This is a genomic window from Pseudoalteromonas sp. CO325X, assembly GCF_004208955.1.
GTDB lineage: Bacteria > Pseudomonadota > Gammaproteobacteria > Enterobacterales > Alteromonadaceae > Pseudoalteromonas > Pseudoalteromonas ruthenica.
Map to the genome: position 1 here is coordinate 19,805 of NZ_SGPG01000016.1, position 11,834 is coordinate 31,638.

Sequence of the window (11,834 nt, forward strand, 5' to 3'; positions counted from 1 at the left end):
TTACCTTTCTTTTGCCCGCCCAGTGCTATACCTACTGATAGCGCTGGGCATTTTGAGCGGCAAAAAGTGCAGCGCCATACTGCACTGTGCTCACCCTAGTGTTACTTTTTGCGCCACTGGCCGTCGACTTTAACCATATGCCCTGCGGTCGTTTTTTCGATAGCTTTGGCGCCTGCTAACGCCTCCACTTGGCCCAAACTGATACCATTTTTCTTCGCCAATGATAAATACTTGGCTTTACGCTTAGCGTTAATCTCGGCAATTAGCTTTTGCGCCTCACTGTTATTCTGTACTAAGGCTAAATAGCCGTTGCTGGTTTCGCCGACGATACCTTGCGCCTTAGCTTGGTCTAAAGTTAGCGCCCAGGCACTGAAGGCCAACATGGCGGCACTGACTAACATACTCCATTTAACTAGTTTCATAACCCCTCCTAGAAAAGCTCGCTGTCATCGCTGAATAATTCGTCGAGTTCTTTATCCACTTTGACGCGGATCTCATGATCGACTTTGACATTTAGGTTGATGGTGATTGGCTCTTTACTCTCTACCTCAACCTTATGGGTGCATCCCATTAAAGTTAACATAGCGACCACCGCCACCAGCGATAGTTTGCTCATTCGCTTACTCCTTCGCTTGATACTCTTGCTCCACTTTCTTAGTGATTTCATCACTTAAGCGCAGCGCCTTAAATAGGGTATAGATATTTTCTTGATGATTATAGTTAAAATTTACAGCTTGCTGGTGCTCGGGGTTTTCCCCTTTTAATTGCATCGCCATGGTTAACCAACCATCGGTTTTTAAATCAACATCGGCGTTGATGCTGTTGATATCTAAGTTTTCCAACATGCCCAACATAGGCCCAAGCTCTGCCTGCTGCGCTTTCACCGCATCGAAGGCGGCGTTATCTTTAATCGTCAATTTACCCGGAGCTTGCGAATAAATACGGCCATTTTCGACACTGACCCCCTGCTCCTCTAACCGTATTGGTAGTTTTGCTGCCAATACCCCTGTGATCTCAATGCCCTGCTGTGGCTCTAGCGCCAGTAGGCTTTGGGCATTAATTTGTGCTACCTCAACTAAGGTGGGAGCACGGCGCTTCGTTAGCCCAGTCACATAAAGTTTATCCAGCGACAAAGTGCCACCTAACACCCCGGCCTGCACCTCTTTGAGGTAGGCATCTTGGTCATAACCCCAGAGCCCTTGCACCTGTGACAACACTGGTCCAGCGCGTAGTTGGGAAATAGTAAAGCTAGTATCATCAAGCTGAAGTTGCCCTGAATTCCACTGTCCTTGCGCCGACGTATTGATATTTTCAGCTAAGTAACTCTGATAAAGCACGCTGGCGCTGTCCACATCTAGCTGCCATTGCATACGCTGAAGGCGGGCATCACCGTGCAGTTGAGCGCTGAGTGTGCCAGCGGTCACTGACAACTCGGGGGCCAATTGACTGGCAATGGCTTGCAATGAAGGTAAAGGCGTCGGCGGCAATACCACGGTGATAGGAAAAGCCGTTTCTTGCCAACTGTGCTTAACCAGAGCTTGCGCCTGCTGCCATGAGATAAGATGCTCACCATCAATGCTGCGAGCAATATCAACTCGACTATCGACACTGAGCTCACTTAACCTCAGCTGCGCAGAATCTAGTTGCCCAATACGGCTTTGCACCTCAACCTGCGCGCTACGCCGCCCTGCCCCCAAGTCTGCCTGTATCTGATAATTCTGCTCGACATCAAGCAGTTTAATGTCAGCATTCGCCGCAACAGCAGCAAAGGTCTCTAAGCGCGCTGAAATCGAGTTATCTGCGCTGATAGTGGCATCAACAGTAATCGCTATCTGCTGTCCAGAATAAGGCGCCATTGTTAACTGTGCGGTTTTCAGTTGCCCATGCAGCGCAGTTGCCCCAGCAAAGTTATGCTCGAACTCGCCAGCGGCACTTACGGGGGCAACATGCACATTCTCACCCACCGGCGCGGCCACCTGACCTTTAAAGGCGCCGCTAATGTGCTGCTCAGTTGCCTGTCCCGAAACACTAAGCCGCCCTAACGACTGAGTTTCTAGCTGTAAAGCATACTCGGCAGCCACCTGTGCTGTACGCCAATTGGCACGCGGCGCCTCTAAGCGAACACCCACTTTAGTCTGTTCGCTGTTATGCGTAAGCAACACTTGCGTTAGCTGCACCTCGCTTTTATCTATACTCACCCTTGGCTCGGCCAAGGTTAGCTGCCATGACCCCTTGAGCAGCTCTGGGAAGTAGGGTTTTAGGCTGGCTTGATAGTCGCACTGAGCCTGCGCTCGCAAATGCGTTGTCAGTGCACTGGTGTCTAAGCTAAAACGACGCATATTCTTGGAGCGCACCTCGATGCGGCCCTGGCTACTCACCTGCAACGGGCAAGGCGCATGTTGCCAAGTAGCTTGGCTGGCAATAGTGATCTGGTTATCGATGCGATTTCCGTAATAGCGCCCTTGTACTTGTAGCTGCGGCAATGTCCACTGAGAGATATTAAAGCGCATGAGTGATGGCTCGGCCACAGCCATAAGCTGGGCTCTTAAGGCTTGATTGGCATGCAGTTCATAATCGATATGCTGCGAGGTTATGGCGATATCACCGGCTATATCACCATTTAACACCCACTGATTGAGTTGCGGCTCACTTACCGTCATACGTACGGGCGCAGCGGCATAAGGCGTGTACATGATAAGGGATTCAACAGTTACCAACGGACGGGAGTCTGTCAGCGGCAAATTAAGCGCTTGAGGTTTACCAGTATCACTGGATGATTGAGTTTGTTGCTTAGCCAGAGTTAAGGCTGCCTTTTCAATATCAATGTGCTGCGGTGTGATTCGCGCCTGCTCAATAACAAGCCGATGCTGGCGATAACCCACACATAACTTATTGACTATGATTGTTGTCAGCCCACTCCCCCATTGCCAATCAGCACAGGTTAACTCTACTTCATCGGCATCAAGGTAATGTTTAGCTACCATAAAGGTGAGCTCAATGCGAAATAAGTAGGCGGTAGCTAGAGTGAGCCCTATCACTGCTAATCCAATCAACAGCTTGCGCAGCATAGTTTTCCTTAAAGCGGCAAATGGTAGGTGATTATTTTAAAAGTTTCTCATGAAGCGCAGCTGATTGGAACACATCAATAAGAGCAACAAAAAAGGCTGCCAAGGCAGCCTTTTTAGATTAGATAAGCACTAGATAGTTAGCCAATGTGCTTGCGCGCGTTACGGAACATACGCATCCATGGGCTGTCTTCTTGCCACTCATCTGGGTGCCATGAGTTCGCTACCGCGCGGAATACCCGCTCTGGGTGTGGCATCATCACGGTGGCACGACCATCTGTAGAGGTCATACCCGAGATTGCCTCTGGTGAACCATTGGGGTTCGCCGGATATTGCATAGTTGGGTTACCGTAGTTATCTACGTATTTCACCGCCACAGTACCCGAGTCCACTGCTGTTTGAATAGCCGCCTCATTTGCAAATTCGGCACGGCCTTCACCGTGTGACACCGCAATTGGCATACGTGAGCCCGCCATACCGCTGAAGAACACCGATGGGCTGTCTTGTACTTCGACCAAGGTTGCGCGCGCTTCAAAACGCTCGCTTTGGTTGGTCACAAAACGTGGCCAATGCTCCGTGCCTGGGATCAGCTCGCGCAATGTTGATAGCATCTGACAGCCATTACACACACCCAAGCTGAAGGTATCTTGACGCTCGAAGAAGCCTTGGAACTGCTCGCGTGCCATGTCATTAAATAGAATGGACTTCGCCCAGCCTTCACCGGCCCCGAGTACGTCACCATATGAGAAGCCACCGCACGCCACAAGGCCTTTGAATTGCTCTAGCGTTAAGCGCCCCTCTAGAATGTCACTCATGTGTACGTCAACGGCGGCAAAGCCTGCACGGTTAAATGCCGCCGCCATCTCAACGTGTGAGTTAACGCCTTGCTCACGCAAGATAGCCATTTGCGGCTTTGCGCCTGTGGCAATGTAAGGCGCGGCGACATCTTCGTTAATGTCGAAGCTCAGTTTCACATTGAGACCTGGGTCATTGGCATCAGCTTTGGCATCATGCTCTTGGCGAGCACAGGCTGGGTTATCACGCAGAGACTGCATTTGATAAGTGGTTTCCGCCCACGCTAAACGCAGCTCAGTACGGCTATTATCCACTAGTGCATGACCACCACGGTTAATAATCAGCTGATCAGCATCGTTCAAGGTACCAATTTCATGGCTTAGCGCAGCAAGACCGTTCTCGGCAAGGGTGGCCTTCACCGCGTCTAGGTCATCATTGCGAACCTGAATAACGGCACCCAACTCTTCGTTGAATAGAACCTCTAAATCAGACCCCGCTAACGCGTCTAGTTCTAGCGTTACGCCAGTGTGACCCGCGAAGGCCATCTCCGCAGCAGTTACGAATAAGCCACCGTCAGAGCGGTCATGGTAAGCCAGTAGTTTGTCTTCGCTTACCAGCGCTTGCATCGCCTCGAAGAAGCCTTTTAATAGTTCAGGGCTATCAACATCTGGGGTTTTGTCACCCAGCTGCTTGTAAACCTGCGCCAAGCTTGATGCCCCCATGCGGTTTTGACCAGCCCCCAAGTCGATAAGCAAGAGCGTTGAATCGCCTTTATCGGTGCGCAGCTGTGGCGTGACCGTTTTACGAATGTCTTCAACACGACCAAACGCAGTGATAACCAAAGACAGAGGCGCAGTCACGGCTTTATCTTCACCATTATCTTGCCATGTGGTCTTCATCGACATTGAGTCTTTGCCTACCGGGATGGTTAAGCCCAGGGCTGGACACAGCTCTTCACCCACGGCCTTAACCGCTTCATATAAACCAGCGTCTTCACCGGGGTGCCCGGCTGCCGCCATCCAGTTTGCTGACAGCTTAATGTTATTCAATGAGCCAATATCAGCACAGGCAATATTGGTCAGTGACTCGGCGACCGCTAAACGCGCTGAAGCACCATAATTAAGCAGTGCCGCAGGTGTACGTTCACCCATAGACATCGCCTCACCATGATAGGTGTCGTACGCAGCAGCTGTCACGGCACAGTTGGCCACCGGCACCTGCCAAGGGCCAACCATTTGGTCACGGGCAACCAAACCGGTTACGGAGCGATCGCCAATGGTGATTAAGAAGGTTTTTTCAGCAACGGCTGGCAAGCGCAGTAGTCGTTGCACCGCGTCTTGTACGGTAATAGCACTGGTATTAAGCGCTTCACCCTGAGCCTGCTTGGTGCTGACATCACGGTGCATTTTCGGCGCTTTACCCAATAACACATCCAGCGGCAGATCCACTGGGTTATTGTTGAAGTGCGAGTCAGAAACCCGTAAGTGACGATCTTCGGTCGCGGTACCGATGACTGCGTACTCGGCGCGCTCACGTTGACATATTTGCTCAAAACGAGCGAAGTTTTCTTCTGCTACCGCCAGTACGTAACGCTCTTGTGATTCATTACACCAAATCTCATGCGGCGCCATACCGGGCTCATCGTTTGGCACGTTACGCAATTCAAAATCGCCCCCTCGGCCGCCATCATCCACTAATTCAGGGAAGGCATTTGACAAGCCACCGGCGCCCACATCGTGGATAAAAGCAATGGGGTTGTCATCGCCTAGCTGCCAGCATTTGTCGATGACTTCTTGACAGCGGCGTTCCATTTCTGGGTTTTCACGTTGTACCGAAGCAAAGTCGAGGTCTTCATTGGACTGTCCTGACGCCATGGACGAGGCTGCTCCGCCACCTAAGCCAATATTCATTGCTGGGCCGCCCAACACGATAAGCTTCGCGCCTACCGGGATCTCGCCTTTTTGTACATGATCAGTGCGAATGTTACCTAAACCACCGGCAATCATAATAGGCTTGTGATAACCGCGCACTTCCTCGCCATTGTGGCTATTAACTCGCTCTTCATAGGTACGGAAATAACCCAGTAGGTTTGGACGACCAAACTCATTGTTAAACGCGGCGCCGCCTAGCGGGCCATCAATCATGATATCCAGCGCTTCAACAATGCGCCCTGGTTTACCGTATTCGCTCTCCCATGGCTGTTCAAAACCTGGAATGCGCAGGTTAGATACGCTAAAGCCTACCAAACCAGCTTTAGGCTTAGAGCCTCGGCCTGTAGCACCTTCATCACGGATTTCACCGCCCGAGCCCGTTGATGCGCCGGAGAATGGCGAAATCGCGGTTGGGTGGTTGTGGGTTTCAACCTTCATCAAAATTTCGATGTTTTCTTGGTGATAAGTGTATTCACCACTGAAATCTGGGAAGAAACGACCAGCCACTGAGCCTTTCATTACCGCCGCATTGTCTTTGTATGCAGACAAGACGTTGACGCTATTTTGCTCGTAGGTGTTTTTGATCATTTTGAACAGCGATTTGGGCTGCTCTGTGCCGTCAATGGTCCAATCAGCGTTAAATATTTTGTGACGGCAATGCTCTGAGTTGGCCTGCGCGAACATAAACAATTCAATGTCGTTCGGGTTACGGCCGAGTTTCTGGAAGTTCTCTACCAGATAATCAATCTCGTCGTCTGCAAGGGCAAAGCCTTGTTCAACATTCGCTTTAGCTAGCGCCTCACGGCCTCCGCCAAGGATGTCCACCGATGACATGGCTCGCGGCTCATCGGTACGAAACAGTTTCGCGGCATCATCCATATCGCGGTGCGTTGCTTCGGTCATGCGGTCGTGTAACAAGGCAGCCACGTCATTAAGCTGGCAAACACTCAAATCACCTTCAACATAATAGGCGATGCCGCGCTCGATACGATGTACCTGAGTTAATCCACAATTGTGAGCAATGTCGGTGGCCTTAGACGCCCATGGCGAAATTGTGCCTGGACGCGGGGTAACTAAAATAAGTGTCCCTTGGGGCTCATGTTCAGGAATATGCGGCCCATAAGTAAGCAGCTTTTCCAGCTTGCTGTGCTCGTCAGAATTCAGTGCTGCGGTGACATCAGCAAAGTGCATAAATTCGGCGTAGACGTTAGTTACAGGAAGGTTGGCTTGCTTACATTGAGTAAGCACTTTTTGAACACGAAAATCGGAAAGTGCTGGCGCACCACGCAGGATTAACATAGGTAATATCATCCGGGGTTAAGGATTGAACGACAGTTGCCGCGCATTATACTTAATTTCGTTAAAAATGCGAGTTAAAGGACCGCTGGCAAGGACGATTGTCCGCTATTGAAGGGAAACCTTATAAGCCTTACTTCTATGGCTAAAGTAGAGGTGACGCCAAGCCTTGGTTTTGTTATAAGTGGTGGTATCGGGGTAAAGGGGCAAGCCGTGAGATTCGTTTGGTTAATTGTGAGTATCTGGGTGCTCGTAGGCTGCAGTGAGCCGCAAAAACCTAGCCAATTAGAGCGTATTCATCAAAGCAACACGTTGCGCGTGGGCACCCTGGCCGGTGCCAGCAATTATTACCAAGCCCCTCAAGGGGAGCAAGGGTTTGAATACGAACTTGCCCAAGATTTTGCTGACTACCTAGGTGTAGAGCTGGATATCGTGCCGTTCTTTAGCCTTAACGATATGTTTCAGCGCCTTGATAATGGCTCATTAGACCTGGTCGCATCGGGCATTGGCTACACCCCAAGCCGTGCCGAACTGTACCGTTTTGGCCCCAGTTACCGCACTATTAGTCAAAAGCTGGTTTACAAACAGGGTCGAGTACGGCCGCGCGACTTTGATGACTTAGAGGGCAACTTAACGGTACTGGCCCGCAGCAGCCACTCGCAAACTCTACATCGATATAAAAAACAGTACCCTCAACTGAGTTGGAATGAAACCGACGAAATGGATGAAGCAGAGTTACTGCAAGCCATTATCGACGGCGATATCGACTACACCATTGCCGACTCCCACGCCTTGGCACTGTTTCGCCGTTACCACCCGAACCTGAGCATTGGCTTTTCCGTGACCCGCAATGACCCAATTGGCTGGGTACTGCGCCAAGATAACGACGACTCACTCTATGCCTTAGTTGTGGAATTTTTCGGTGCAGCGAAAGCGAACAAGCGCCTTTATGCCTTAGAAGAGAAATACTTTGGCCACGTACGCCAGTTTAACTATGTTAACACTTTGGCATTTATTGAGGCCGTTGCCGATACCTTACCGACTTATATGCCCTGGTTTAAACAGTATGCACAAGAGTTAGACTGGCGCTTGCTGGCTGCTCTCAGTTATCAAGAATCGATGTGGGACCCCTTGGCAAAATCACCCACTGGGGTGCGTGGTATTATGATGCTTACTTTACCAACGGCAAAACAGGTGGGCGTTACCAGCCGCCTCAAACCAGAGCAGAATATTCGCGGCGGTGCCGAGTACTTACGTTATCTTATTGAACGCATACCTGATCGTATTGCCCAACCTGACCGTACTTGGTTTGCCTTAGCGTCATATAATGTCGGCTGGGGCCATGTAAATGATGCGCGGATCCTAACCGAACGTGCCGGTGATGATAAAGACAAGTGGGCCGATGTGAAAAAATACCTACCGCTGTTGATCAAGAAACGCTATTATCGTACAACTAAATACGGTTATGCGCGCGGAGACGTAGCGGTAACTTACGTAGACAATATTCGGCGCTACTACGACACCCTGGTATGGTTAGATGAAAACGATGCTTTGGTGGCCAACAACGCTAGCGCCAAGGAAGAATCGGCCGGAACGCCATAAAACTGTCATTTAATCGTGTTTTCATTGGCAGCTCTCCCCTCTCACACTTTCAAGGAGAATACACTATGCTAAAACGCCGTAGAACGCATCGCTTTAAGCGAAATGTACTATTTTCATCGACTAATCGTCGTCGAGTAACCCGTAAAAATACCCACAATAAGATTTTGTGGCGTCGTCGCTTGTTTGCCATGCAACAAATGGAAGAACTAGAAAAGCAACGCTTGGCGGAGGCCTAACCCCCTTCCCCCTGGCGTTGCTGACGCGCCTTTTTCCTCTCCTTATGTTCTTGCCGACGTCGCTTAAAAAACGCTGATAATTTAGTTGCACACTGCTGCTCAAGTACCCCTTTGGTGACTTCAACTTGGTGATTAAGCCGAGGCTCCTGCACTAGGTTCATAATAGACCCTGCAGAACCCGTTTTTAAATCATTGGCACCAAAGACTAGCCGCGCAATGCGACTATGAACGAGTAAACCAGCACACATAGAGCATGGCTCCAGCGTAACGTACAAAGTGCAATCAATGAGCCGATAGTTGTTAAGGGCCACTCCAGCCGCACGCACCGCCATCATTTCAGCATGAGCCGACGGGTCGTTAAGAGTGATAGATTGATTCCAGCCCTCGGCAATAAGCTCACCACCTTTGACTAGTACAGCACCGACTGGGATCTCACCAAGTTGCTCGGCCTTATCGGCACAGGCTAAGGCTTTCGCCATCCAGTATTCGTCATTTAGCTCGGTCATAGGGTATCTTTTAACTACTTAGGAACAGCAATTATACCAAGCAATATCGGCAAGTGCGCGACGAATCCTCTCACTGACACCAGCAAACTCCCGACTATACTTTACACTCAATAGAGAAAGTTTCTGAGTCTTATAAGAATGCATTCTCACTATTTGCCGGATTTTATGGCTCACACCATAGCCTGCACACCCAAAATTAAGCTATAATTCGCCGCTTTTTTTGTTCTATGGACACCGAAAACGGGTAAGTCATGAAGTTTCCTGGTCGCCGAAGACATAAACATTATTTCCCGGTGGAAGATAAAGATCCACTTACTAATCAAATCAACCCCGAATCGCGGTTGAAGCGTAGCTACATTGTAGGCATAGATCAGATCGTGGTGGATATTGAAGCCAAGGTCGATCAGGCATTCTTAGATGAATTCGGGCTGCAGCGTGGCATGTCACAGGTTATTGACAGTGACGTTACCAATGCCCTCTATGATCGGCTCAAGCTCAACGACATGGTTGATTATGAGTTTGCTGGCGGCACCGTAGGCAATACCATGCACAACTACTCAGTGCTGGCTGATGATCGTTCGGTGCTACTTGGCGTAATGAGCGAAAATATCAAAATTGGTAGTTATGCCTATCGCTTTTTATGTAACACCTCAAGCCGTGTAGACCTTAATTATCTGCAACCTGTAGATGGCCCCATAGGCCGTTGCTTTACACTGATTGATGAAAGTGGCGAACGTACCTTCGCCATTAGCGCAGGGTTGATGAATCACTTACGCCCTGAGTCCATAGATAAGAACCTGATTCAGGAATCATCTGCTTTGGTGATCAGTGCCTACCTTATGCGCACGCAAGGCAACGAAACAATGACCGAAGCCACTATGCAAGCGGTAAAGTACGCAAACGAAGCCGGGGTACCTGTGGTGCTGACGCTCGGCACCAAGTTTCTTATTGAGCAAGACCCTAAATGGTGGGCCAACTTTGTAAATGAGCATGTTGATATTCTTGCTATGAACGAAGAAGAAGGCCTAGCGATTACCGGTTTTGAAGATCCACTATTAGCGGCAGACAAAGCCCTAGAATGGGTCGACTTTGTGATTTGTACGGCCGGTGAAAAAGGTATGTTTATGGCCGGCTATGTCGATGATCAGCATAAACGCGCCACTGAGTACCCACTCCTTCCTGGTGCCATCGCTGACTTTAACCGTTATGAGTTTTCACGTGCCATGCGCAAGCAAGATTGCCAACAGCCTGTGCGTGCTTATAGCCATACCGCCCCATTTATGGGTGGGCCAGATAGCATTAAGAACACCAATGGCGCCGGTGATTGCGCGCTAGCTGCGGTACTGCATGATATTAGCGCTAATGAGTACCACAAGTTAAATGTGCCAAACTCAGCCAAGCATGGTCAGCAAGCGATCACTTACTCTTCTTTGGCCCAGATCAGTAAGTATGCGAACCGTGCCAGTTATGAAGTGCTAGTACAACATTCACCGCGTTTAACCCGGGGTCTACCGGAGCGTGAGGATTGCCTAGAGCAAGCCTATTGGGAACAGTAACCCTCCTATCGTTTTAACCAAGAAAGCCGCTTTTTAGCGGTTTTTTTATGCCCGAAAATCGATGCCTATACATTGTATGGTCAGGCTCGAGATTTGCAAGCCAGGGTTCTACCCTGGCTGGGGTATTGTGTTGTAGGTCGCGGTTTCATCCTGACCGGAGAGCGGTGTTGTAGGTCAGGGTTTACCCTGACTAGGTGATGCAAGGCTGAAGCCTTGCCTACAGGTGTGGTGACGGTGATACTGCGCTGTGCTGTAGGTCAGGGTTTACCCTGACAGGGGTGTGCAAGGCTAAAGCTTGGCCTACAGGTGTGGTTTTTAATTGTTTGGTTGTGTTGTAGGTCAGGGTTTACCCTGACTGGGGTGATGCAAGGCTGAAGCCTTGCCTACAGGTGTGGTGACAGATGATGCTGTGTTGTAGGTCAGGGTTTACCCTGACTGGGGTGCTGTAAGGCTGAAGCCTGGCCTACGGGTGTGGTGTTCGATGGTGCTGTGTTGTGGGTCAGGATTTATCCTGACTAAGATGTGCAAGGCTAAAGCCTTGCCTACAGATATAGATATGGTGACGGGTATTTCGCTGTGTTGTAGGTCAGGATTTATCCTGACTAAGATGTTGCAAGGCTAAAGCCTTGTCTACAGATATAGATATGGTGACGGGGGTGGGTCTCTGCTGTTGTTTGGTTCTGTTGTAGGTCAGGGTTTACCCTGACTAAGGTGACGCAAGGCTGAAGCCTGGCCTACGGGCGGTTTGGGAGAGCGCTTTTCTGCACGCATAAAAAACCCGCTGCACTGGTGCAACGGGTCTCTCTAATTAGGAGCCTGGTGATGACCTACTTTCACATGGGCGAAC

At 50.0% G+C, this 11,834-nt stretch carries 8 protein-coding genes; 3 read left to right on the forward strand and 5 right to left on the reverse strand.

Features of this window, described 5'->3' with window-relative positions:
• Positions 1-101: 101 nt before the first annotated feature.
• From EXT46_RS08325 to purL, 4 genes are all read right to left on the reverse strand, one after another.
• Entirely contained in the window at positions 102-422 is a 321-nt protein-coding gene (locus tag EXT46_RS08325; protein ID WP_130146606.1) for a YdbL family protein, read from the reverse strand.
• Between the two features lie 8 nt (positions 423-430).
• On the reverse strand, positions 431-616 hold the full coding sequence (locus EXT46_RS08330) for a YnbE family lipoprotein (RefSeq protein ID WP_022944728.1): 186 nt from the start codon (positions 614-616) through the stop codon (positions 431-433).
• Positions 617-620: 4 nt separating this feature from the next.
• Positions 621-3,068, reverse strand: a complete 2,448-nt coding sequence (locus tag EXT46_RS08335) for a YdbH domain-containing protein (protein WP_130146608.1) — start codon at positions 3,066-3,068, stop codon at positions 621-623.
• A gap of 137 nt (positions 3,069-3,205) precedes the next feature.
• Positions 3,206-7,090: a phosphoribosylformylglycinamidine synthase gene (gene purL, locus EXT46_RS08340; protein ID WP_130146611.1), complete on the reverse strand. Its 3,885-nt coding sequence runs from the start codon at positions 7,088-7,090 to the stop codon at positions 3,206-3,208.
• Between the two features lie 210 nt (positions 7,091-7,300).
• Here purL and mltF point away from each other — a divergent pair, with 210 nt between their 5' ends.
• Together mltF and EXT46_RS18885 are read left to right on the forward strand one after the other, a co-directional pair.
• Entirely contained in the window at positions 7,301-8,689 is a 1,389-nt protein-coding gene (gene mltF, locus EXT46_RS08345; protein ID WP_240701110.1) for a membrane-bound lytic murein transglycosylase MltF, read from the forward strand.
• Positions 8,690-8,754: 65 nt separating this feature from the next.
• Positions 8,755-8,925, forward strand: a complete 171-nt coding sequence (locus tag EXT46_RS18885; RefSeq protein WP_022944732.1) for a hypothetical protein — start codon at positions 8,755-8,757, stop codon at positions 8,923-8,925.
• Here EXT46_RS18885 and tadA read toward each other — a convergent pair.
• Positions 8,922-9,431 (reverse strand): tRNA adenosine(34) deaminase TadA, encoded by a 510-nt coding sequence (gene tadA / locus EXT46_RS08350; RefSeq protein ID WP_130146615.1) that lies wholly within the window; start codon positions 9,429-9,431, stop codon positions 8,922-8,924. The two genes, EXT46_RS18885 and tadA, sit on opposite strands and share 4 nt — an antisense overlap.
• Before the next feature lie 251 nt (positions 9,432-9,682).
• On the opposite strand from tadA, the gene EXT46_RS08355 reads away from it, so the two are divergent.
• Positions 9,683-10,987 (forward strand): inosine/guanosine kinase, encoded by a 1,305-nt coding sequence (locus tag EXT46_RS08355; protein ID WP_130146617.1) that lies wholly within the window; start codon positions 9,683-9,685, stop codon positions 10,985-10,987.
• Positions 10,988-11,834 lie beyond the last annotated feature (847 nt).